Below are 22,504 nucleotides of genomic sequence, written 5' to 3'. Positions count from 1 at the left end.
CCGTGCGGACGGTGGTCGGCGACGCGGCGGCCGAGGCGCTCGCCGGTCCGCGCCGCGCGGTCGGGCGCCGCGCGGTCGGGCGCCGCGCGGTCGGGCGGCGTGCGGGTGTGCGCGGCTCCGGCCCCGGCTCAGGCCGGGGCGTGCGCGAGGACCGCGTCGAGCAGCCGCACGGCGGCCGCCTTCTCCAGCGGGTTGTTGCCGTTGCCGCACTTCGGCGACTGCACGCACGCCGGGCAGCCGGTGCGGCACGGGCAGGTCGCGATCGCCTGCCGGGTGGCGCGCAGCCACGTCGCCCCGAGCCCGTACCCGCGCTCCGCGAACCCCGCCCCACCCGGGTAGGCGTCGTGCACGAACACGGTCGCCTGCTCGGTGTCGGCGTGCAGCGCGGTGGAGACCCCGCCGAGGTCCCAGCGGTCGCAGGTGGCGAGCAGCGGCAGCAGCCCGATCGACGCGTGCTCCGCGGCGTGCAGCGCTCCCGGAGCGGTCTCGACGGTGATGCCGGCGCGCTCCAGCACCTCGACGGGTGCCGTCCACCAGACCGAGGTCGTCGGCAGGGTGCGGGCCGGCAGGTCGAGGAGCTCGGAGCCGAGCACCTCCATGTCCGGGATCCGCTTGCGCTGGAAGCTCAGCACCTGGGTCGTGACGTCCACCGCCCCGAAGCCCCAGGTCACCGGACCCCAACGGCGCTCCGCGGTGACGGACCGGATCTCGGTGGACGTCACCCAGCGGGCCCACGTCCCGTAGTCGACGTCGCGCCGGTCGACCAGGGCGACCCCGTCCTCGAGCCGCAGCTCGTCGACGACGTACGTCGCGCCCTGGTGCACGTAGACCGCGCCCGCGTGCACGGTGGAGTCGGCTGCGGCCGAGTCCACCGTGCCCAGCAGCCGTCCGGTGGTGGACTCGACGACGCGCACCGGGTCGCCCCCGGTCCCGCGCAGGTCCGTGAGCCGCGCCGCCTGCTCGGCGTGCGTCCAGTACCAGCCGGACGGCCGGCGACGCAGCGCGCCCCGCGCGACCAGGACGTCCAGCAGCTCCCGCGTCCCCGGACCGAACAGGTCGAGCTCCTCGGCGCGCAGCGGGGTCTCCGCCGCGGCGGCGCACAGGTGCGGAGCGAGCACGTAGGGGTTGCCGGGGTCGAAGACCGTGGCCTCCACGGGGGCGTCGAGCGCCGCCTCGGGGTGGTGGACCAGGTAGGTGTCGAGCGGGTCCTCGCGCGCGACGAGCACGACCAGGCCGTCGGCGCCCGCCCGCCCCGCCCGGCCCGCCTGCTGCCAGAGCGACACGCGCGTGCCCGGCCACCCCGCGATCACGACCGCGTCGAGCCCCGAGATGTCGACGCCGAGCTCCAGCGCGTTCGTCGTGGCGAGCGCGCGCAGCCGCCCGGTGCGGATCGCCGCCTCCAGCTCGCGGCGCTCCTCGGGCAGGTACCCGCCGCGGTAGGCGGCGACGGCCACCGCGAGCTCGGGGTCCACCTCCCGCAGGTGCTCCCGGGTCACCGTCGCGACCGACTCCGCGGCGCGCCGCGACCGCGTGAACGCGAGCGTCCGGGCGCCCGCGGCCGTGAGGTCGGCGAGCAGGTCGGCCACCTCGGCCGTCGCCGAGCGGCGAGGGCGGTCCGGGTCGTCGGCGACGAGGTCCTCGCCGGTGCCCAGAGGGCCCGAGCCCTCCCGCGCCGGGCCGACCGTGCCGGCGTCCGGGCCCGGCGCGGGAGCGGCGGTGCGGGCGGTGGGGTCGGCCCCGGCCGCCCCGTCGCCGTCGGCCCCGGCCGCCACGTCGCCGTCGGCCCCGGCCGCCACGTCGCCGTCGGCGCCGACGGCTGTGCTGTCGGTCCCGGCCCGCGCCCTGGCGTCCACCTCGGTGCCGGCCGTCACGTCGGTCCCCGCGCGGTCCACGTCGACCGGGGGCTCGTCCAGGGGGAGCGCCCACGGGTCGTCCTCGGGCAGCAGCCCGCTCCACGGGCCCTCGGCGGGCGCGACCTCGGGCGGCTGCCAGAGCGCGACCGTCTTCCGACCGGCGGGGGAGGCGTCGTCCGCGACGGACACGACGTCCTCGGCGGGGACTCCGATCAGCCGCGCCGCGCTCACCGCGGGCTCCGCCGTGGTCGCGGAGGCGAGCAGGAAGACCGGGTCGGCGCCGTAGGTCCCCGCGACGCGGCGCAGCCGCCGCAGGACGGCCGCGACGTGCGCGCCGAACACCCCGCGGAAGGCGTGGCACTCGTCCAGCACGACGTACCGCAGCGACCCCAGCAGCCGGGCCCAGCGCCGGTGCTGCGGCAGCAGGGCGAAGTGCAGGAAGTCCGGGTTCGTGAGCACGACGTCGGCGTGCTCCTGCACCCAGCGCCGCTCCTCCTGCGCGGTGTCGCCGTCGCAGGTGGCCACCCGGACGTCCCGGAGGCGGGCGGCGTGCAGCACCCGGTCCAGCGCGTGCCGCTGGTCCGCCGCGAGCGCCTTGGTCGGGCAGAGGTACAGCACCGACCCGCGGCGGGCGACCGTCTCGATCCGCCCCGGGTCGAGCGCCCGCGCCGCGGCCTGCGCGCGGACCGCCGACAGCGACGGGAGCCAGAACGCCAGCGACTTGCCGGACCCGGTGGACGTCGACAGCACGGTGTGCCGCCCGGACCACGCCGCGTCCGCCGCGAGCGCCTGGTGCCGCCACGGACGCTCCACGCCGAGCGCCCGGTAACCCGCGACCAGGTCCGCGTCCGCCCAGGCGGGCCAGTCCACCGGGGTGCCCTCGCGGGCGGGCAGGTGCCGGACGTGCGTCAGCCGGTCGGCGCGGCGGCCCGCGGCGAGCAGCACGTCGAGCAGCTCACCGGTCCCCACCACGGGACCATCCTCGCCCCTCGACGGCGCTGCGGCGTACCGGTGCCTCCGCCGCGGCTCCCGGCGCTCGTGGCGGGCGGGGCAGGATGGGCACGTGGCCACGCACATCGACCTGAACTGCGACCTCGGCGAGGGCTACGGCCCGTGGAGCCTGGGGGAGCCCGGCGCGGACGACGCCCTGCTGTCCGTGGTCAGCAGCGCGAACGTCGCCTGCGGGTTCCATGCCGGCGACCCGTCGATCATGGCGGCCCGGTGCGCGACGGCACTGGCCCGCGGCGTGGCGGTCGGCGCGCACGTCTCGTACCGGGACCTCGTCGGGTTCGGGCGCCGCCGGCTGGACGTGCCGCCGGGTGAGCTCGCCGCCGAGGTCGCCTACCAGGTCGGCGCGTTGCAGGCCGTCGCCCGGACCGTCGGCGCGCGCGTCGGCTACGTCAAGCCGCACGGCGCCCTCTACAACCGCGTCGTGCGCGACGAGGAGCAGGCCGCCGCTGTCGTCGCGGGCGTCGCCGCGGTCGACCCGACCCTCGCGGTCGTCGGTCTGCCCGGCTCCGCCGTGCTCCGGCACGCGCGCGACGCCGGGCTGCGGACGGTGACCGAGGCGTTCGTCGACCGCGGCTACCTCGCGGACGGCACGCTGGTGCCGCGCGGCAGCGCGGGGGCGCTGGTGACCGACCCGGACGAGGCCGCCGGGCGCGCCGTGCGGATGGCCACCGAGGGCACGGTGGTCGCCGTGGACGGCACGCTCGTGCGCCTCGACGCGGCGTCGCTGTGCGTGCACTCGGACACGCCCGGGGCGGTGCCCGTGGCGCGCGCCGTCCGCGCGGCGCTCGAGGCCGCGGGGGTCGAGCTGCGCCCCGCCGCGGCGTGAGCGGAGCGCCGTCGTGACGACGGACCCGGCGGACCCTGCGAACTCGGCGGATCTAGTGAGCTCGGCGGATCTAGTGAGCTCGGCGGACTCTGCGAACTCGACGAACCCGATGAACTCGTCGGATCCTGCGAACTCGACGGACCTGGCGTACGCCACGACGCACGCCACGGACCCCACGGGCCCCGACGGCGGCGCGCAGCCCAGGTCCCTCGCTCTGGACGCCGGGGCCGTGCCCGCGACGGCCAGCCGTGTCGTGCCCTACGGCGTCGACGCCCTGCTGGCCGACCTGCCCGACCTCGTCGCAGTCCGCGCGCTGGACGACGCCCTGCGGTCGAGCCCGCTCCGCGGCGCGGTGGACGTGGTCCCGGCTGCCCGCACGGTGCTCGTGCGGTTCGCGACGCCGGCCGACGCGCGCGCCGCCCTGGACAGCCTCCAGGAGGCGGCTGGCGTCGCGACCGGCACTCACCGCGACACCGACCCGCCCACCGACGACCCCGACCGCACGGACCGCGCCGATCGGCCCACGGACGACCCGGACGCTGCGCCCCTGCCCGCCGCCGTCGTCCTGCCCGTGCGGTACGACGGCGCCGACCTGGCCGAGGTCGCCCGCACCACCGGCCTGAGCGAGGACGAGGTCGTGCACCGTCACGCCTCGGCGGAGTACACCGTGGCGTTCGGCGGCTTCATGCCGGGGTTCGCCTACCTGACCGGTCTGGACCCCGCCCTGTACGTCCCCCGGCGGTCGACCCCGCGCGAGCGGGTCCCCGCGGGCGTGGTCGCGATCGCCGGCGAGTTCGCCGCCGTCTACCCGGCGGCGACCCCGGGCGGCTGGATGCTGCTCGGCACGTGCGACGTGCCGCTGTTCGACGTCGACCGGGACCCGCCCGCGCTGCTCCGCCCCGGCACGCGGGTGCGGTTCGTGCCCGCCGACGCCCCCGCCGACCGGCCGGCCGACGACCCCGCGGCGGGCGCCGCTCGGGGCGCTCCGACCCCTCCGGCGGGTCGCGCCGCTCCCGACCTCGGCCGCGCCGCCGCCCCCACCGCCGCCTCGGCGACCGCCTCCGCTTCCGCCCGCGCCGCCGTCGAGGTCCTCGCCCCCGGTCCGCTCGCCCTCGTCCAGGACCGCGGCCGCCCCGGCCTGGCGGCCCTCGGCGTCGGCCGGTCCGGTGCCGCCGACGCCGGGGCGCTCCGCCTCGCGAACCGCCTCGTCGGCAACGACCCCGACGCCGCCGGCCTGGAGGTGCTGCTCGGCGGCCTGTCCCTCCGGTTCCCGGCGGGCGGCGTCGTCGCGCTCGCCGGGGCCGAGGTGCCCGCGGACGTCGACGGCGTCCCGGTCGCCCCGCACGCCGCCACGCGCGTCCAGCCCGGTGGCGTGCTCCGCACCGGCACGGCGACGCGGGGCCTCCGGCTGTACCTCGCGGTCCGCGGCGGCGTCGACGTGCCGCGCGTCCTCGGCTCGCGCTCCGCCGACCGGCTCGCGGGCCTCGGCCCCGAGCCGCTGGGCGCCGGTGACGTGCTGCCGGTCGGGTCGCAGGTCGTCGAGGCTGCGCAGCCCTGGGCGGACCCGCCCCGCGACTGGCCGACCACGGCCGTGCTCCGCGTGACCCCGGGGCCGCGCGCCGACTGGTTCACCCCGGGCGCGTTCGAGCGGCTGCTCGCCGGGCGCTACGCCGTCGCGCCGGCCAGCGACCGCGTGGCGCTGCGCCTCGACGGTCCGCCGGTCGAGCGGGTCGACCGCGGCGAGCTGCCCTCCGAGCCCCTGGTCCCCGGCGCGGTGCAGGTGCCGCCGGACGGTCGGCCGGTCGTGTTCGGCGCGGACCACCCGGTGACCGGCGGCTACCCGGTGGTCGCCGTCGTCGAGCCCCGGTCCCGCGACCTCGCGGCGCAGCTGCGGCCCGGCGACGCGGTGACGTTCACCCGGTTCGAGGGGTCTGCCGGACACGCGTGAGCACGCAACGCATGGGCCACGGGCGTGCGGTCTGTTTGAATGCTCCCGGAAGGCAGAGGGGAGCTCCGGTGGACGTCAGCGTGGCCAGCAGGACCGTCGAGGGCAGGACCGTCGTCGACGTGACCGGCGAGATCGACGTGTACACCGCGCCCGCGCTGCGCGAGAAGCTCACCGGCCTGGTCGACTCCGGGCACGTGGACCTGGTCGTGAACCTCACCGAGGTGCGGTTCATGGACTCCACGGGACTCGGGCTGCTCGTCGGCGTGCTCAAGCGCGTCCGGGGGCTCGACGGGCGCCTCCAGCTCGTCATCGACTCCGAGCGGCTGCTCAAGGTCTTCCGCATCACCGCGCTCACCCAGGTGTTCACCATCCGGGAGACGGTGGAGGAGGCGCTCGCCGCCGACCGCGAGGACTGACCTCACCGGGGTCGGCACGCACCGACGTCCGGGTCCCGTGGCTGCGACGACGGCGTCCGCCCGTCCGGCGTGGGCGGTCGTTACGTCGTCCCTGTCAGGCGGGCTTCTCCGGCCGTCGCGAGCCCTCCCGCTCGTCGGCGCAACCAGCCGAGGATCCCAGCGTGCGGGGCCGACGACCGGCCCACGGCTAGATCCATCAGCCGACGGAGTTCACGGGTCCCGAGGTCGCCGTGGCGCCAACCGAGGGGTTGCTCACGATGTCGCCCGAGGTCACGGTGGCTCCAGCGTTGCTCTTGTGGTCTTGTCCCTGCGCAAGACCGGGGCTGCGACCATCGCGGTCCTGCCCCTGACCGCTCTCACCATCGGGTCGGCGAGCCTCCTGCTCCGGTCGCCGCACCTGCGGTGCCTGGCGGTGGTGGACGAGGGAGACGACGGCGCACGGTCCGGCGGGCCCCCTGCGCCCGCCGGACCGCCGTCGTGGGTCAGGGAAGGAACTGCCCCGCCAGCTGGGCGACCTGGCCGCCCCGGACGTCGACCCAGAACCGGGCCCTGCCCCCGACGGAGCCGTCCACGCGTGAGGCGTCGGCGCACCCCGCCGGCTCCGGGCCGGTGAGCCCGCCGAGGTCCCGCGGCTGCTGCACCACCGCCTCGGGGAGCTGGCAGTAGCCGGTGACGACCGCGTCGGGTGCGAGCGCGAGCGTCCGCGATCGGGGGACGTCGTCGACGATCACGTATCCGCTGTGCGGGCCGTCGTTCTCGAGCAGCTCCGGTTCGTGCTCCTGCGCCCAGGTCGTCGCGGCGTCGCCCCCGTAGAAGATCCCGAGGTCGACGGTGATCGTGCGCGCGACGGGGTCGACCGCGAGGACGCTGCCGAAGAAGTCGCCGTCCTCCAGGCCGTCGCCCGAGGTCGGGGCGTCGGACACCAGGCTCGACTCCCCGTCCCACCTGCTGACGCCCGGATCGGCCAACGGGGCGGAGTCCGCTGCCGGCCGCTCGGTGGCCTGCACGCCCGGCGTCACCGGCGGGTTCGACGTGCTCGGCACGCCCGGGTCCGGCGTCTCGCCCGGGTCCGGTTCCGGGGCCGGCTCCGGTGCGGACGTGGTCGGTTCCGGCGCCGCGGGCAAGGGGTCGGGCGCGCGCCAGTCCGCGAGTGTCGCGCCCGTCAGGACGAGCACGCCGGTGACGGCGAGGGCCCCGACCGCACCGACGCCACGCCGCACGACTCGCCGGCGCCGGCGGAGGGCGACCACCCGACCCGGGTCGGCGGGCCGCCCGTGGGCACCGGCGTCGTCCGCGATCTCGTCCAGCGCCCGGCTCAGGTCGAACGTCACAGCGAGCTCCTCTCCGCGTCGCGCACCGCGCGTCCGTGCACCGGTCCCAGCAGTCCTTCCAGGCGGTGCGTCCCGGTGGACAGGTAGCGCTTCACCGCGCCGACGCTCACACCGAGGGCGTCGGCGATCTCGGCGAGCGGGAGGTCGTCGAAGTAGCGCAGCACGACGCAGGCGCGCTCTCGCGGCGGCAGGGCCGCGAGAGCGGACCGCACGTCGACCTGCGCGGTGACGCGGTCCGCGCCGTCCGGGACGGGGAGCGTGCTCTCGTGCCCCAGCCGGGGGACCGCGTCCCGCCACCGGCGCAGCCGGCGGTGCCCGTCGACGAACGTGGTGAGGATCGCGCGGCGCACGTAGGCCTCCGCGGTGTCGAGGTCGACGCCCGAACGCGCCCGCACCATCGCCTTGACCAGGGCGTCCTGGACCAGGTCCTCCGCGTCCCGCAGACTGCCCGTGAGCAGGTACGCGTAGCCCACCAGGGCACGTCCCCGCTCGCGGGCGAGTGCCGCGACCGCCTCGTCTCCGTGCTGCACGCTCGTCCTCCCGCTCGTCGCGATCCTCTCGTCAGGTGGACGACCGGCCGGCACCCGAGGTTGTACCGGTCACCCGATCGGCGCAGGCGCAGGGGCCGCCCGGTGAACAGCGGAGGAACTCTCGGCGCCTCGGGGTCGCGGGGCGGGGGTCGCCGCCCGGCGGGCGGCACCATGCGGTCGTGCCGAACGACGTCGACCTCCTCGTCCGCACCTCCCGCGCCGTCGGCGGGGTGCACCGCTCCGTGGGCGAGATCGCCGTGCCCGTCGCGGTGGTGGACCGTGACCTGCCGATGAGCGAGGTCGAGGTCCTGTTCCGATCGCCGCACCTGCCGTGCCTGGCGGTGGTCGACGAGCGGGACGGCAGCATCGGCATGGTGTCCCGCAGCCGGTTCACCGACGCGCAGACCGGGCGGCTCGGGTACGGCCGCGCGGTGCTCGCGCGGCGGCCCGTCGGGGAGGTCGCGGACTGGTCCCCGCTCGTGGTCGACGAGCGCACCGCCATCGTCGAGTCGGCGACCCGCGCGATGGAGCGGTCCGGGGAGACGCGCTACGACGACGTGCTCGTCCGGTCGGGCACCTGGGGAGCGGTGGCGACGTCGGACCTGGTGCGCGCGCTGGTGGCCGCGCTGTCGGAGCGGTCGCTGCACGACCCGCTCACCCGGCTGCCGGGGCGCGAGCTGGTGCTGCACACGTTGCGCGAGTGGGCACGCCTGCTGCCCGGGAGCGGTCGCCGCCTGCTGCTGGTGCAGGCCGACATCGAGGGGTTCGCCGGCGTGAACGCGCGGTTCGGCGGTGCGGCAGGCGACGCGCTGCTCCGGCTGCTGGCTGCCCGGTTCGCCGACGGGGTCCCTGCCGGGGCGCTGGTCGGCCGCACCGGCAGCGACGAGCTGATGGCCGTGGTGCTGCTGCCGGGGGTGCCCGAAGCGGAGGCGGAGGAGCAGGTCGCGCGGGTCGTCGAGCGCGTGGGCCGCGCGCTGCTGCCACGGGCGCTGGACGAACCGCCGGTCCGGCTGGCCTGGGTGGCCTCGGAGCGGGGCGCCGCGGACGGCGACGCGCTGGTGCAGGAGGCCCAGCGGCGGATGCTGGCCCGGAAGGCGGACCCCCTGCCCGTGGTGGCGGCGCCGGGCTGACGGCGCCGACCGGCAGGACCCCCTGCGTCCGGCCGGTCAGCGCCGCCCCTGCTCGGCTACGGCAGCAGGGCGCTGAGCGACCCGTCGGCGTCGACGAGCACCAGCGTCCCGTCGACCTGCTCCACGCGCTGGTCGGCCAGGGGGAGCGACCACGACTCGGCGCCGTCGCCCAGGTCGAGGGCGATCGCGCGGTTCGCCCCGTCGTACGCGCCCACGACGACCCGGGTGCCGTCGAACCCGACCAGCTCACCCGATGTCGCGGAGCGCCAGCGCTCGGCGCCGGAACGGAGGTCGACCGCGATCAGCACGCCGTCCCCGCGCAGCAGGGCGGTGTCCCCCACCACCCCGTCCGCGCTCCACGCGCCCTGCACGGACCAGAGGGTCGCGCCCGAGCCGGGGTCGACGGCCGTGACACGGTCCGCCGCGCCGTCGTACGGGCTGCTCCCGACCAGCAGCGGCACGACCGACCCGGCCGTCGGAGCCCACACCGAGGGCGTGCTGACGTAGGCGCCCGGCAGCGGCACCTCCTGCCCCTGCGGCCCGACGGCCCGGAGGGTCTCGTCCGCGCCGGGACCGGTGACCCAGCCGTCCGCGCGGACGGCGGTCGGCACGGTGAGCGACCGGGCCCGCACCGAGAGGTCGATGACGTCGACGGCGAGGTTGTACTGGTAGCCGTGCACGAGGACGAGCGACCCCGCGCTCTCCCAGGACTCGACCCCGTCACCGACCGGTGCGTCGAGCTGGACGAGCCCGGCCACCGTGGTCTCGTGCCGGGTCGCGCCCGTGGCGAGGTCGATGGTCCGGAGGTGCACGTCGGCGTCGTCCGAGCCGAAGACGAGTGCGGTGTCGCCGACGACCGCGAGCCCGTGACCCCCGGGCCCGGCCGTCCGGACGACAGCCCCCGTGCCGGGGTCCCGCAGCTGGACCTCCGTGTCCGTGGACGTGCCCACCCGTGCCAGGCACACCAGGAGCCCGTCAAAGGCGCCGCCGCAGGAGAGCACGCCGTCGGCGCCGCCGTCGACCGCCCACCTGATGTCGCCGGTCCCCGGGTCGACCGTCACGAGGCGCTCGTCCGCGGGGGCTCCGGCCGCGACCAGCCAGCCGCTGCCGGCTGCGACGGCGCGGAACGGGCTGAGGGAGTGCGTGCTCGCGGTGGCGTCGCCGAGCGCGGTGCCACCGCCCTCGCCGCCCGGCGGCCGGAGGTCCGCGCCCGGCACCGTCCACGCGAGCCGCGGGGCGCCGGCGTAGGCACGCAGCAGGCCGACAGGCATGACGTCGGCCCCTGCGTCGCCCACGTCGGGGCCCGACCCGGTCGACGTCGGCGACGCGGTGGGGACCGGGTCGTTCGTCAGGCTCGGCTCCGGTGCCGGCCGGGTGACCGTCGGGCTGGGCGTGTCCGCGGGCTGCGGGTCCGGTCGGTGGGTGAGCGCCGAGCCACCGAAGACCAGGCCGGCGACGACCACGACGCCGGTCACGGCGCTCGCGCCGGCGCGCCGCTGCCGGGCGCGGGCGGCCCGGTGGGTGATCTCGCCCGCGGACAGCCCCGCGCCCTCGCGCATCCGCGCCGCCTGGTCGTCGGCCCCGCGCCGGGCGAGGTCGCCGAAAGCACCGTGCAGGTCGTGCTCGTTCATCGCCGGTCCTCCGTCGCCGTCTGCACCTCGACCGTCTCCGCGACCGGGCGCACCTCCCCCATGAGCGCGCCGAGGCGCTTGGTCCTGTCCGACAGGTAGCGCTTCACCGCACCGTCCGAGATCCCGAGCCGGTCCGCGATACCCGCGACGGTCAGGTCCTCGTAGAACCGCAGAACCACGCACGCCCGCTCGCGCGGCCCGAGGTGCCGCAGCGCGGACTCCAGGTCGGTCGCGGTCTCCGTCGCCGCAGCGGTGGCCGCCTCGGCCTCGGGCATGACGAGCAGGTGGGCCCGCCCCTGCCAGAGCCGCCGGCGCCGGTACTGGTCCAGGTAGGTCGTCAGCACGGCCTTCCGGACGTACGCCTCCAGCGACTCGATGTCGGCGCCCGCCCGCCAGCGGGACCACGCCTTGGCGAGAGCGTCCTGCACCAGGTCCTGCGCGCTGTCGTGGTCACCGGTCAGCAGCCGGGCGTACCCGACCAGCGCCGGGCCCCGTGTCGTGACGAACTCCGTCACCTGGTCCTGCCACGCCACGTGGCCCCCCTCGTCGTCCCGCCCGGCACGGCCGGGGTGATCCTGTCGTGAGGTGAGACGAGGACGGGCTGCGCAACGTTGGGGTGCGGGCCGCGTTCACCCGGTCGGCGGAGCGGCTCCGCCGGCTCCGACGCGGCGGGTCCGGTCCTCGTCAGCGAGTCACGCGGTACACCAGGCTGTTCCTCCCACCGGGCCCGGGCTGCTCGGTCACCTCGACGTCGTAGCCCTGGAGCGTCAGGAAGAAGGACGTGCTGCTCCCGCCGAGGTCGGCGTCATCGGGTCCGGCGTCGGCCGCGAGGAGGGCGGTGATCTTGGCGCCCGCGAGGGCGCCGACGAGCGGGACGTCGGGCAGCGGGTAGTCCCCGACCAGCATGGTGCGCGGTGACCTGCGAGCACGCCTCACGGCACGACGAGCGTGAACGGCTCCCCGACGAGCTGGCGCGTGGTGACCTCCGACCCGCGCGGCACGATCTCCGTCCCGTCGGGGCCGACGAGCCCGTACGGGCTCGCCAGCACCACCGGGTAGGCCGTGTACGTGCCGGGCTCGAGCGCGACCCCGTACGCCGTCGTCGTCCCGCCCGCGCAGGTCCCCCAGGACGCGGTGGGCACGGCCGTCGTGACCGTGCTGCCGAAGTCGACGTCCTCCAGGTCGTACCCGACCGCGGTGGCCGCGACCACCGCGCCGTCGCGCACCAGCCGGAGCAGGCTGCCTCGGCCGAGCGAGATCCTGCCGGAGCCGCCGTAGGTGGTGGCGACCTCGACCTCCGTCCCCGCGGTGACGGTGCCCCGTGGGCCGGTCACGGCGAGCAGGCCCCCGGCCGGGTCCGGCGTGACGACGGTGTCGCAGCTGTCGGGGTAGGGGTTCAGATCGTCCGCGACGCCGACGCCGTCGAGGCTCGGCGGCCCCGTCGGTGCCTGCGGGAGCGTCGCAGGGTCGGCATCCTGCACCTCGACCCGGACGGGCACCGCGGCGGACATCACGGAGCGCTCCTCGAGCGGCACGGAGGAAGCGATGTCCGCCGCGGTCCAGACGCCGTCCCCTGCTACGCCGCGCAGCGCGTCGCGCCCGGTCGTCCACGTCCCGGCGACCGCGATCACCGCGTAGTCCCCGGCGGGCAGCGGCTCGCCCACCGAGGCGCCCGGCGCGTCGCACACGGTCGGGGTCACGTGGCTGACGAAGGTCGAGCGCGACGGGTGGTCCGGGTCGTCGTAGACGAAGGCCACGGCGTCGACCGTCGTACCGGCCGGGTAGGTGAGGGCCGTGGCGACCACGACGCCGTCCCGCGAGAACAGCACGGTCGGACCCGTCTGCGGGGCGACTGCGCCCACGTCGCCCGAGGTGGCGGCGAGCGTCGTCCGTACGTCGACCGGTGCGCCGCCGAGCACCGAGGGCGTCGCTGCCAGCTCGAGCGCGAGTCCCTCGCCGGCAGGTGCTGCCGTGGGTGCGCCGACCAACGACCCGCAGGTCCCGAACGGCAGCGCAGGGTCGCCCGAGGGCAGCACCACGGACGACGTGGTCGGGGACGGGCTCGACGTCGGCGTCGGGGACGGCGCCGAGGTCCGGGTGGGCGGCGCTGCCGGGGCGGACTCGGGGCGGTCCCAGGACGCCACAGCCACCCCCCCGGCGGCGACACCGAGCACCGCGCACGCGGTCACGGCGGACACGAGCGCGGTGTGCCGGATGCGGTTCCGGCGGGCTCGCGCGGTCATCGCGCCGACGGGCAGGCCGCCCCCGGAGCGCGCCCGGGAGTCCTGCTCGGCGGCGACGTCCTGCACGAGGTCGTCGAGGGCGCGGCGCAGCTCGTCGCTCATCGCGGGCCTCCGTTCGTGGTCGAGAGGTCTTCGGTGTCGAGGTCGTCGGCGACGCCGAGCAGCCGGCTCAGGCGGCGCGCACCGTCGGACAGGTAGCGCTTGACGGCTCCCTCGGAGAGGTCGAGCCGCCGTGCGATCTCGGGGATCGTGAGGTCGTCGTAGTGGCGGAGCACCGTGCAGGCCCGCTCGCGCGGGGACAGCCGGTCGAGGGCCCGGGCGACCCGAGCCCGGTCGACGGTGGTGCCCTCCGGCGACGGGGTCGCGGGGTCGTCGACCAGGAGGTGGGCGCGGTCCCGCCACGCCCGCTCACGCCGGACGTCGTCGACCCACCCGTTGAGGACGGCACGCCGGACGTACGCCTCGAGCCAGGTGATGTCGCCACCGGAGCGGCGCCGGGACCAGGCGCGGACGATCGCCTCCTGGACCAGGTCCTCGGCGGCCGCGGTGTCGCCGGTGAGCAGCCGCGCGTAGCCCACGAGCGCGGGGCCGCGCTCCCGGGCGAAGGCGGCCAGGTCGTCCTGCCAGGTCACGGGTCCTCCGCAGCTGATGTCCGGGGTCGTGCCGGCGCTCCCCCGGGGATGAGTGTCGTGCGGTGGACGTGGCAGCGGCGCCGACCGTTGGGGTGCCGGCCGTGCGTCACCCGTTCGGCCCATCCCGGCGTCGCAAGGGGTGCGCCCGCACCCCTTCCCAACCGGACATATCTGGCTACAGTGGCGTCCTCTCGCGCGGCAACGGAGCGGCGCGTACCGGGGGCGGCCGGGGCAGGGCCGTGCCCGCGTCCGAGGAGGATGCATGGTCGAGCTCGGGTCCGGAAGCCTCGTGGTGGTCGCCGTCATCGCGGCCGTGGCGGTCGCCGCCCTCGTCGTGGCGGTGGTGCTGCGCCGGCAGGTGCTGGCGGCCGACGAGGGGTCCGCGTCGATGCGCGCGATCGCCGCGGCCGTACAGGAGGGCGCCGCGGCGTACCTGTCCCGGCAGCTGCGCACGCTGGTGCTGTTCGCGGTGGTGGTGTTCGCGCTGCTGTTCCTGCTGCCGGGGGATGCCGGCGTCAAGATCGGCCGCTCGGTGTTCTTCCTGATCGGCGCGGGGTTCTCGGCGTCGATCGGCTACCTCGGGATGTGGCTCGCGACGCGGGCGAACGTGCGGGTGGCCGCGGCGGCGTCGCTCCCGGGCGGGCGTGCGGCCGGGGCGCGGATCGCGCTGCGCACGGGTGGCGTCGTCGGGATGTCGGTCGTCGGGCTGGGCCTGCTGGGCGCCGCGGTGGTCGTCCTGCTGTACCGCGGCGAGGCGCCGGCGGTGCTGGAGGGCTTCGGCTTCGGGGCCGCGCTGCTCGCGATGTTCATGCGGGTCGGCGGCGGCATCTTCACCAAGGCGGCCGACGTCGGCGCCGACCTGGTCGGCAAGGTCGAGCAGCACATCCCCGAGGACGACCCGCGCAACGCCGCGACGATCGCGGACAACGTGGGGGACAACGTCGGCGACTGCGCGGGCATGGCGGCCGACCTCTTCGAGTCGTACGCGGTGACGCTGGTGGCGGCGCTGATCCTCGGCCGGGCGGCGTTCGGCGAGGAGGGGCTCGTGTTCCCGCTGATCGTCACGGCGATCGGCGCGGTGGTCGCGGCGCTGGGGGTCGTCGTGACCCGGGTGCGTGGCGACGAGAGCGGGCTGACGGCGATCAACCGCGGCTTCGCGGTGGCCGCGGTGGCGGGGGCGGTGCTCGCGGCCGTCGCGGCGTTCGCGTACCTGCCGTCGTCGTTCGCGGACCTCGCCGGGACGGCCGGGCTGGCGGACCACCCGGGCGACCCGCGTGCGGTCGCGGCGGGGGCGGTCGCGATCGGCGTCGTGCTGGCCGGCGTCATCCTCTGGCTGACCGGCTACTTCACGGGCACGACCTCGAAGCCGACGATCCACGTGGCGCGCACCTCGCAGACCGGGGCGGCGACCGTGGTGCTCTCCGGGATCGGCGTCGGGCTGGAGTCGGCGGTCTACACGGCGGGCACCATCGCGGCGGCGATCTGCGGGGTGTTCCTGCTCGCCGGCGGGTCGATCTCCCTGTCCCTGTTCCTGGTGGCGCTCGCGGGCTGCGGGCTGCTGACGACGGTCGGCGTGATCGTCGCGATGGACACCTTCGGGCCGGTGAGCGACAACGCCCAGGGCATCGCCGAGATGTCGGGCGACGTCACCGAGGAGGGCGCGCAGATCCTCACCGACCTCGACGCCGTCGGGAACACCACCAAGGCCGTCACCAAGGGCATCGCGATCGCGACGGCCGTGCTGGCGGCGACGGCGCTGTTCGGGTCGTACGCCGACGCGGTGGCCGGGGCGGTCCGGGGGCTGGACCTGACGCAGGTGCCGGGCGACATCGTCCTGGCGATGACCGACTACCAGGTGATCAGCCCGGTGACCCTGGTCGGCGTGATCCTGGGCGGGGCGACGGTGTTCCTGTTCTCCGGGCTCGCGATCGACGCGGTGACCCGCGCGGCCGGGGCGATCGTGTTCGAGGTGCGCCGGCAGTTCCGCGAGCACCCCGGGATCATGACCGGCGCGGAGCGCCCGGAGTACGGCAAGGTCGTCGACATCTGCACCCGGGACTCGCTGCGCGAGCTCGCCACCCCCGGGCTGCTCGCGGCGTCCGCGCCGGTGGCGGTCGGGTTCGGGCTGGGCATCGGGCCGCTCGCGGGGTTCCTCGCCGGGGCGATCGGCGCCGGCGTGCTCATGGCGGTGTTCCTGGCGAACTCGGGCGGCACCTGGGACAACGCGAAGAAGCTGGTCGAGGACGGCCGGTACGGGGGCAAGGGCTCCCCGGCGCACGACGCGGTGGTCATCGGCGACACCGTCGGCGACCCGTTCAAGGACACCGCCGGGCCGGCGATCAACCCGCTCATCAAGGTCATGAACCTGGTGGCGCTGCTCATCGCGCCGGCCGTCGTCACGGTCAGCCTCGGCGACGGGGCGAACCACGTGGTGCGGCTGTCGATCGCGATCGCGGCGGGGCTCATCGCGCTCACCGCGGTCGTGCTGTCCCGGCTGCGGGCGGCGCGGGTGGACGAGGAGGCGCGGCTGGAGCGCGAGGTGCCGCTGCGGGCGTGACCCGGGGCGTGCCGCCGGGCGGAGCCGGACGTGGCGCGGAGGTGTCCACCCCGCGGCGGTCCGGCGCCCGCCTCGACGCCCGGCGGACCGTCCGGCAGGGTGGGGCCATGACCTCGCGCCGCGCCGCCGCCCTCCGTCCGTCCCGCCGCGCCGCCCGCGGCGCCCTCGCGGGTGCCGCGCTGCTGGCGCTCGTCGTCCCGCTCGCCGCCTGCTCGGGCGACGACGACAAGGTCCAGGCGTTCTGCTCCGCGGGCGAGGACGCGATGACGGAGATCACCGCCGCCGGGTCGCTCAGCGACGACCCGCAGGCGTTCGCCGACGCGATCTCGGACGCCCGCGACCAGTTCGACGAGGTCGAGGCGCCGGACGACATCGCCGACTCGTGGGGCGTGTTCACCTCGACCTTCGCCGAGCTCGACGACGCGCTGGCCGACATCGACCCGACGGACCAGGAGGCGTTCACCGCCGCCCTGCAGCAGTTCGCCGAGCAGGCCGACTCCGAGGACCTCGCCACGGCGAGCGACGACCTGAGCGCGTTCACCACCGAGAACTGCGAGTGACCGTGCGGCTGCACCTCGTCCGGCACGGCCAGACCCCGTCCAACCTGGTCCACGCGCTCGACACCGCCGCCCCGGGCGCGCCGCTGACCCCCGAGGGCGAGCGGCAGGCGCGCGCGGTCGGCGAGGCGCTGGCCGCCGAACCGCTCGACGCGGTGTACGCGTCGACGCTGGACCGCGCGCGGGCGACCGCCGCGGAGGTGGCGCGCCCGCACGGCCTCGGGGTGCAGGTCCGGGAGGGCCTGCGCGAGGTGCTCGCCGGGGACCTGGAGATGCGCACCGACGAGGAGTCGGTGCACCGGTACCTGTCGACGATGGTGGCCTGGGCGTCGGGGGACCTGGGCGCCGCGATGCCGGGCGGGGAGTCGGGGCAGGAGACGCTCGACCGGTTCGACGCGGTCGTGTACGAGCTGCTCGGCACCGGCGCGGGCACCGTCGCGGTGGTCAGCCACGGCGCGATGATCCGGCTCTGGACGCTGACCCGGGCCGGGAACCTGGACGCCGCCACGTCCGGGCGCTGGCCGCTCGACAACACGGGCGTGGTGACGCTGGAGTCCGGCGGCCCGACCGGCTGGTACGCGACGCGCTGGCAGGACGAGGTCGTGCCGCACGCCGCGCCCGCCGGGGGCGACGGGCCGGGCGGGGAGCCGCTGCCGGTCTGACGCCGGGCCGACGCGCCGGGTCGCGTCGGGGAGGATGGTCCGGTGGACGCCGCCCCGACCGAGCCCCTGACCGCCGACCCCGCGCTCGTCACCGCGCTGCGCGCCGACCTCGCCGCCTCCGGGTTCACCGTGCCCGGGGTCGAGGAGCTGCTCGGCCCGGTCGCGAGCGCCGCGCTGCACCGCGAGGAGCCGGTCCCCGCCCTGCTGGCGACGGCCGGCGACGAGCCCCGCGCGGCGCTGGTCCGCGCGTTCGTGCTCGGCGTCCCGGTGCCCGCGGCCGCGCTGGCCCGGGCGCTGCCGTCGCTCGGCGTCGAGGGCGCCGAGCGGCTGGGGCTGGTCGCCGCGGCCGGTGCGGGCGCGGACGACGCGGCGCGCGCCCGGGTCGACCTGCGGCCCTACGAGGCGGAGGACGCCGCCGGCCCCGTCGACTGGTGGGTGGCCTCGGACCTCGGCGAGCTGGCGACCGGCGGCGCGCTGCGCACCGACCACGTGCTGGGCGTCGGCGGCGCGTCCACGACGCTCGCGCAGGTGACGGTGCGCGAGCCGAGCGCCCGCACCCTCGACCTCGGCACCGGCTGCGGGATCCAGGCGCTGCACGCGGCCCGGCACAGCGACGTGGTCGTCGGCACGGACATCTCGGCGCGGGCGCTCGGGTTCGCCCGGTTCAACGCGGCGCTGGCGGGGCTGGCGCCGTCCGCGCTGGACCTGCGGCTCGGGTCGATGCTGGATCCCGTCGCGGGGGAGCGGTTCGACCTGGTGGTGAGCAACCCGCCGTTCGTCATCACCCCGCGCGCGGCCGCGGACGTCCCGACCTACGAGTACCGGGACGGCGGCCGCACCGGCGACGCGATCGTGTCCGACCTGATCACGTCCGTCGGGTCGGTGCTGGCGCCCGGCGGCGTGGCGCAGCTGCTCGGCAACTGGGAGGTGCGGCGCGGGGAGTCCTGGGACGAGCGCGTCGGCGCCTGGCTCGACGCGTCCGGGCTGGACGGGTGGGTCGTGCAGCGCGAGCTGCAGGACCCCGCCCAGTACGCCGAGACCTGGATCCGCGACGGCGGCACCACCCCCGACCGCGACCCCGCGGCGTGGCGCGCCCGGTACGCCGCCTGGCTCGCGGACTTCGCGTCCCGGGACGTCGAGGGCATCGGGTTCGGGATCGTCGTCCTGCGCCGGCCGGCCGCGGACCTGGCGGACGCCCCGAGGCTGCGGCGGCTCGAGGAGGTCACCGGCACGGTCCGGCAGCCGCTCGGCCCGGCCATCGGGGCGTCGCTGGCCGCGCACGACTGGCTGCGCCGGCGGGACGACGCGGCGCTCGCGGCCGAGCGGCTGCTCGTGCCGGGCGACGTCACCGAGGAGCGGTACCTGCGTCCGGGCGACGTCGACCCGCAGATCGTGCTGCTGCGCCAGGGCGGCGGGTTCGGGCGGACCGTGCAGGCGGGGACGGCGCTCGCGGGTCTGGTCGGCGCCTGCGACGGGGAGCTCACGGTCGGGCAGATCGTCGGCGCCCTGGGCGCGCTGCTGGGCGTCGACGCCGACGCGGTGGCGGCGGACGTGCTGCCCGAGGTCCGCGGCCTGGTGGCGGACGGCCTCCTCCTCCCGGCCTGACCTCGCGCCCGCCGGAGGGACGCTCGACGAGCCACCGCCGGGCGGATGGAACCCTTCGCACGAACACGCCCGGGCGTGTCCGTGCGAGTGGATCCATCCGCCCGCCCGCGCGAGCCCGCCCGCGCGAACCCGCCCGCAGCGCCGAACCTCCCGCACAGGCTGAGCACAGGGTGGTGCTACGGCCGGTCCAGCCTCGCTCCCTACGGTCCTGACCAGCCGGGACGGCCCCGCGGCACCGCCCGCGAGCGCGGTCCGTCCCCGACGGACCGAGGGAGAACATGCTGTCGCTGTGGAGGCGCACCCGACCGTGGGTGCGGGTGGTGGCGGTCGCGCTGCTGGTGGGCGTCGCCGGGACCGGGGTCTACTGGTTCGGGTTCCGCGAGTCGCCGGCGCAGGCCGCCACCCCGGAGTCGACGACGACGTCGGTGGCCGCGAGCCTGACGACGATCCAGCAGTCGGTCTCGGGATCCGGCACGCTGACCCCGACGGTCCAGGAGGACGTGTCGTTCGCGGTGAGCGGCACCGTGACGTCGGTCGACGTCGCGGTCGGCGACACCGTGACCGCGGGCCAGCAGCTCGCGACAGTCGACACGCTGCAGCTGAACGCCGCGCTGCTCCAGGCGAAGGCCGAGCTGGCGAGCGCGCAGGCGTCGCTGTCGAACGCCCAGGACGAGGCCGACGGCTCCGACTCCTCCGACGCGCAGGTCGCCGCGCTCTCCGCCCAGGTGGACGTCGCGCAGACCGCCGTGGACGACGCCGAGGCCGACATGGCCGGCGCGACGCTCACGGCGCCGGTGTCGGGCCTGCTGACGACGGTGGACGTCGAGGTCGGCGATGCCGTCACCGGGTCGGGCTCGTCCTCGGGCAGCAGCGGCTCCGCCACCAGCGGGGGCACCGGCAGCACCGGCGGGATGGGCGGCAGCACGGGGTCGACGGGCTCGTCCTCGACCACGTCGACCAGCACCGCGCAGTTCGTCGTCGTCGGCACGGACGCGTGGCAGACCAGTGTCAGCGTGAGCGAGTCGGACGTGGCCCTGCTGGCCGTCGGCAACCAGGCGGAGATCACCACCGACTCCTCGACCGACACCGTCTACGGCACCGTGACCGAGATCGGGCTGCTGTCGAGCAGCTCCGGCGGCGTCGCGGCCTACCCGGTGACCATCGACGTCACCGGCAGCCCCGAAGGACTGCACGACGGCGAGTCGGCGGACGTCTCGATCATCTACGAGCGCCGTACCGACGTGCTGACCGTGCCGGCGTCGGCGGTGACCACCGAGGACGGCCGGACCGTCGTCACGCAGGAGGGTGCGGACGGCGCGACGGTCACCACGGCGGTCACCGTCGGCGAGACTTCGGGCAACCTCGTCGAGATCACCGAGGGCCTGGCCGAGGGCGACGAGGTGCTGGTCACCACGTTCAGCCCGCGCGCCTCCGGCTCCGGCGACGGCTCGGGCGACACCCAGCAGGGCTTCCCCGGCGGCGGCGAGATGCCCGACTTCTCGTCCGGCGAGATGCCCGACTTCTCGCAGCTGCCCGGCGGCGGCGCGGGCTTCCCGGGCGGCGGCAATGGCTGAGCTCGTCCTGGACCGGTTCCCCGGCGCGGCCGACCCGGAGGGGACCGTCATCGAGATCGTCGGCGCCCGCAAGACGTACCGCACGGGCAGCATCGAGTTCGAGGCCCTGCGGGGCGTCGACCTGGCGATCGGCGCCGGCGAGTACGTGGCGATCATGGGCCCGTCCGGCTCGGGCAAGTCGACGCTGATGAACATCGTCGGCTGCCTGGACGTCCTGACCGCCGGGGAGTACCGGCTGGCGGGGGAGGACGTCGGCGAGCTGGACGAGGTCGAGCTGGCCGACGTCCGGAACCGGCGGCTCGGCTTCGTGTTCCAGCAGTTCCACCTGCTGCCGTCGCTCACCGCGTGGCGGAACGTCGAGCTGCCCCTGGTCTACGGCCGGGTGCCGGCGGCCGAGCGCAAGGAGCGCGCGGTCGCCGCCCTGGAGCGGGTCGGCCTGGGCGAGAAGCTGGACAACCGCCCGGGCGAGCTGTCCGGCGGCCAGCAGCAGCGCGTCGCCGTCGCCCGCGCCCTGGTGGGCGAGCCCGCGCTGATCCTGGCGGACGAGCCCACCGGCAACCTCGACTCCCGGTCCACCGAGGACGTGCTCGCGCTGTTCGACGAGCTGCACGCCCAGGGCCGCACCATCGTGCTGATCACCCACGAGCTCGAGGTCGCCGAGCACGCCCGGCGCATCGTGTTCGTCCGGGACGGCCTCATCCAGTCCGACGAGGTGAACCCGCGATGACCTGGTCCGAGACCCTGCGCACCGGCTGGGCCGCGGTGCGGGGGCACAAGCTGCGCTCGATGCTGACCGTGCTCGGCATCCTCATCGGCATCGCCGCGGTGATCCTCACCGTCGGGCTGGGCCTGGGAACGCAGAAGGACGTCAGCCAGCAGATCAGCGCGCTGGGGTCGAACCTGCTCATCGTCACGCCCGGCTCGTCAACCGACTCCGACGGCGTGCGCGGTGGCTTCGGCACGGGCGCGACGCTGTCCCGCTCGGACGCCGACGCCCTGTCCTCCGAGGTCAACGCCCCGGACATCGGCGCCGTCGCGCCGGAGAAGGAGTCGTCGCTGTCCGTCGAGGCCAACGACACGAACTGGACCACCACGGTCGTCGGCACCACCGAGGACTGGCTCGACGTCCGGTCCCGCGCCGTCACCTCCGGCGAGTTCCTCACGGCGGACGACGACGCGGAGGGCGCGACCGTGGCCGTCATCGGCGCGACCACCGCCACCGAGCTGTTCGGCACCACGAACGTCGTCGGCCAGCAGCTCACCATCGCGGACACCGCGTTCACGATCGTCGGGGTCCTCGACACCGCCGGCTCCAGCACCGACACCGACCTGGACGACCTGGTCGTGATCCCGCTGACCACCGCGTCCGACACCGTGTCCGGCGGCTTCGACCGCAACTCGCTGACCACGATCTACGTGCAGGCGGCGTCGGCGGACCAGCTGGCGGCGGCGTACCAGGAGGCCAACCGGCTCCTGCTCAACCTGCACGACATCACCGACGCGGACAGCGCGGACTTCAGCATCGACAGCCAGGACTCCCTGGTCAGCACCGCGACCTCGGTCTACCGGACGCTGACGGTCCTGCTCACCGGCATCGCGGCGCTGTCGCTGCTGGTCGGCGGCATCGGGGTCATGAACATCATGCTGGTCTCCGTCACCGAGCGGACCCGCGAGATCGGCCTGCGCAAGGCGCTCGGCGCCCCGCCGTGGGCCATCCGGCGGCAGTTCCTGGTCGAGGCGGGCGTGCTCGGCCTGGCCGGCGGCCTGCTCGGCGCGGCGCTCGGCGTCGTCGCCGCGAAGGTCCTGCCGGACCTGCTGGACACGTCGATCGTCATCTCGGGCGCCGCCGTCGGCGGCTCGGTCGCGATCGCGATGGCCATCGGCCTCGTGTTCGGCGTCTACCCCGCCACCCGGGCCGCGAAGCTCGCGCCCATCGACGCCCTGCGGTCGGAGTGAGGCCCGTGCGTCCCCCGGCCCCCGACCCCGCCCCCGGCACCA

19 protein-coding genes are annotated in these 22,504 nt (G+C 76.3%); 11 read left to right on the top strand and 8 right to left on the bottom strand.

The genetic code is table 11. The features are described 5' to 3' along the window. Nucleotides 1–128 precede the first annotated feature (128 nt). Entirely contained in the window at nt 129–2,825 is a 2,697-nt protein-coding gene (locus KVT14_RS08105) for a DEAD/DEAH box helicase (protein WP_308160961.1), read from the bottom strand. 91 nt (nt 2,826–2,916) lie between these two features. Here KVT14_RS08105 and KVT14_RS08100 point away from each other — a divergent pair, with 91 nt between their 5' ends. The 3 genes from KVT14_RS08100 (at nt 2,917) to KVT14_RS08090 (ending at nt 6,054) form a co-directional block, all read left to right on the top strand. Further along, on the top strand, nt 2,917–3,690 hold the full coding sequence (locus KVT14_RS08100) for a LamB/YcsF family protein (protein ID WP_217615181.1): 774 nt from the start codon (nt 2,917–2,919) through the stop codon (nt 3,688–3,690). 109 nt (nt 3,691–3,799) lie between these two features. After that, a complete protein-coding gene (locus KVT14_RS08095) occupies nt 3,800–5,638 on the top strand; it encodes an urea amidolyase family protein (protein WP_217615180.1) in 1,839 nt (612 codons plus the stop codon). 68 nt (nt 5,639–5,706) lie between these two features. Further along, on the top strand, nt 5,707–6,054 hold the full coding sequence (locus tag KVT14_RS08090; protein WP_217615179.1) for an STAS domain-containing protein: 348 nt from the start codon (nt 5,707–5,709) through the stop codon (nt 6,052–6,054). A 482-nt stretch (nt 6,055–6,536) separates the two neighbouring features. On the opposite strand, the gene KVT14_RS08085 is transcribed toward KVT14_RS08090, so the two are convergent. Beyond that, nucleotides 6,537–7,385 (bottom strand): hypothetical protein, encoded by an 849-nt coding sequence (locus KVT14_RS08085; protein WP_217615178.1) that lies wholly within the window; start codon nt 7,383–7,385, stop codon nt 6,537–6,539. Next, on the bottom strand, nt 7,382–7,915 hold the full coding sequence (locus tag KVT14_RS08080) for a SigE family RNA polymerase sigma factor (RefSeq protein WP_217615177.1): 534 nt from the start codon (nt 7,913–7,915) through the stop codon (nt 7,382–7,384). Before KVT14_RS08080 ends, KVT14_RS08085 begins: the two co-directional genes overlap by 4 nt. Before the next feature lie 179 nt (nt 7,916–8,094). Between KVT14_RS08080 and KVT14_RS08075 the strand changes: the two genes are divergently transcribed. Beyond that, complete coding sequence (locus KVT14_RS08075) at nt 8,095–9,045, top strand: GGDEF domain-containing protein (protein ID WP_217615176.1); 951 nt, start codon at nt 8,095–8,097, stop codon at nt 9,043–9,045. Between the two features lie 56 nt (nt 9,046–9,101). Here the strand turns inward: KVT14_RS08075 and KVT14_RS08070 are convergent, their stop codons facing one another. From KVT14_RS08070 to KVT14_RS08050, 5 genes are all read right to left on the bottom strand, one after another. Continuing rightward, nucleotides 9,102–10,676: a PQQ-binding-like beta-propeller repeat protein gene (locus KVT14_RS08070; protein ID WP_217615175.1), complete on the bottom strand. Its 1,575-nt coding sequence runs from the start codon at nt 10,674–10,676 to the stop codon at nt 9,102–9,104. Continuing rightward, complete coding sequence (locus KVT14_RS08065; RefSeq protein ID WP_217615174.1) at nt 10,673–11,209, bottom strand: SigE family RNA polymerase sigma factor; 537 nt, start codon at nt 11,207–11,209, stop codon at nt 10,673–10,675. Before KVT14_RS08065 ends, KVT14_RS08070 begins: the two co-directional genes overlap by 4 nt. A gap of 151 nt (nt 11,210–11,360) precedes the next feature. Beyond that, nucleotides 11,361–11,582, bottom strand: a complete 222-nt coding sequence (locus KVT14_RS08060) for a hypothetical protein (RefSeq protein WP_217615173.1) — start codon at nt 11,580–11,582, stop codon at nt 11,361–11,363. A 26-nt stretch (nt 11,583–11,608) separates the two neighbouring features. Further along, nucleotides 11,609–13,021: a hypothetical protein gene (locus tag KVT14_RS08055; protein ID WP_217615172.1), complete on the bottom strand. Its 1,413-nt coding sequence runs from the start codon at nt 13,019–13,021 to the stop codon at nt 11,609–11,611. Further along, the gene (locus KVT14_RS08050; protein WP_308160960.1) at nt 13,018–13,551 is read right to left on the bottom strand and encodes a sigma-70 family RNA polymerase sigma factor; all 534 of its coding nucleotides are present in this window, start codon (nt 13,549–13,551) and stop codon (nt 13,018–13,020) included. The genes KVT14_RS08055 and KVT14_RS08050 overlap by 4 nt, the downstream gene beginning before the upstream one ends. A gap of 262 nt (nt 13,552–13,813) precedes the next feature. Here KVT14_RS08050 and KVT14_RS08045 point away from each other — a divergent pair, with 262 nt between their 5' ends. The 7 genes from KVT14_RS08045 to KVT14_RS08015 all read left to right on the top strand — a co-directional run bounded on the left by KVT14_RS08045 (nt 13,814) and on the right by KVT14_RS08015 (nt 22,462). Then, a complete protein-coding gene (locus KVT14_RS08045; protein WP_217615170.1) occupies nt 13,814–16,108 on the top strand; it encodes a sodium-translocating pyrophosphatase in 2,295 nt (764 codons plus the stop codon). A 107-nt stretch (nt 16,109–16,215) separates the two neighbouring features. After that, a complete protein-coding gene (locus KVT14_RS08040) occupies nt 16,216–16,668 on the top strand; it encodes a hypothetical protein (protein ID WP_217615169.1) in 453 nt (150 codons plus the stop codon). Next, nucleotides 16,665–17,327 (top strand): histidine phosphatase family protein, encoded by a 663-nt coding sequence (locus tag KVT14_RS08035; protein ID WP_308160959.1) that lies wholly within the window; start codon nt 16,665–16,667, stop codon nt 17,325–17,327. The genes KVT14_RS08040 and KVT14_RS08035 overlap by 4 nt, the downstream gene beginning before the upstream one ends. Before the next feature lie 42 nt (nt 17,328–17,369). Continuing rightward, entirely contained in the window at nt 17,370–18,932 is a 1,563-nt protein-coding gene (locus KVT14_RS08030; RefSeq protein WP_217615168.1) for a methyltransferase, read from the top strand. Nucleotides 18,933–19,210: 278 nt separating this feature from the next. After that, a complete protein-coding gene (locus KVT14_RS08025) occupies nt 19,211–20,506 on the top strand; it encodes an efflux RND transporter periplasmic adaptor subunit (protein WP_217615167.1) in 1,296 nt (431 codons plus the stop codon). Beyond that, nucleotides 20,499–21,233: an ABC transporter ATP-binding protein gene (locus tag KVT14_RS08020; RefSeq protein WP_217615166.1), complete on the top strand. Its 735-nt coding sequence runs from the start codon at nt 20,499–20,501 to the stop codon at nt 21,231–21,233. Before KVT14_RS08025 ends, KVT14_RS08020 begins: the two co-directional genes overlap by 8 nt. Further along, nucleotides 21,230–22,462, top strand: coding sequence for an ABC transporter permease (locus KVT14_RS08015; RefSeq protein ID WP_217615165.1), 1,233 nt, complete (start codon nt 21,230–21,232; stop codon nt 22,460–22,462). The genes KVT14_RS08020 and KVT14_RS08015 overlap by 4 nt, the downstream gene beginning before the upstream one ends. The last annotated feature ends 42 nt before the right edge of the window (nt 22,463–22,504 follow it).

Source organism: Cellulomonas sp. GbtcB1, assembly GCF_019091725.1.
In the GTDB taxonomy this organism is placed as follows: Bacteria; Actinomycetota; Actinomycetes; order Actinomycetales; family Cellulomonadaceae; genus Cellulomonas.
This window is presented reverse-complemented; position numbering and strand designations above follow the sequence as displayed.

Excerpts from the sequence above, each read along its gene's own strand:
- KVT14_RS08060 (WP_217615173.1), bottom strand. The coding sequence starts at position 11,582 with ATGCTGGTCGGGGACTACCCGCTGCCCGACGTCCCGCTCGTCGGCGCC.
- KVT14_RS08070 (WP_217615175.1), bottom strand. The coding sequence starts at position 10,676 with ATGAACGAGCACGACCTGCACGGTGCTTTCGGCGACCTCGCCCGGCGC.
- KVT14_RS08095 (WP_217615180.1), top strand. The coding sequence starts at position 3,800 with ATGAACTCGTCGGATCCTGCGAACTCGACGGACCTGGCGTACGCCACG.
- KVT14_RS08040 (WP_217615169.1), top strand. The coding sequence starts at position 16,216 with ATGACCTCGCGCCGCGCCGCCGCCCTCCGTCCGTCCCGCCGCGCCGCC.
- KVT14_RS08015 (WP_217615165.1), top strand. The coding sequence starts at position 21,230 with ATGACCTGGTCCGAGACCCTGCGCACCGGCTGGGCCGCGGTGCGGGGG.
- KVT14_RS08055 (WP_217615172.1), bottom strand. The coding sequence starts at position 13,021 with ATGAGCGACGAGCTGCGCCGCGCCCTCGACGACCTCGTGCAGGACGTC.
- KVT14_RS08020 (WP_217615166.1), top strand. The coding sequence starts at position 20,499 with ATGGCTGAGCTCGTCCTGGACCGGTTCCCCGGCGCGGCCGACCCGGAG.
- KVT14_RS08025 (WP_217615167.1), top strand. The coding sequence starts at position 19,211 with ATGCTGTCGCTGTGGAGGCGCACCCGACCGTGGGTGCGGGTGGTGGCG.
- KVT14_RS08045 (WP_217615170.1), top strand. The coding sequence starts at position 13,814 with ATGGTCGAGCTCGGGTCCGGAAGCCTCGTGGTGGTCGCCGTCATCGCG.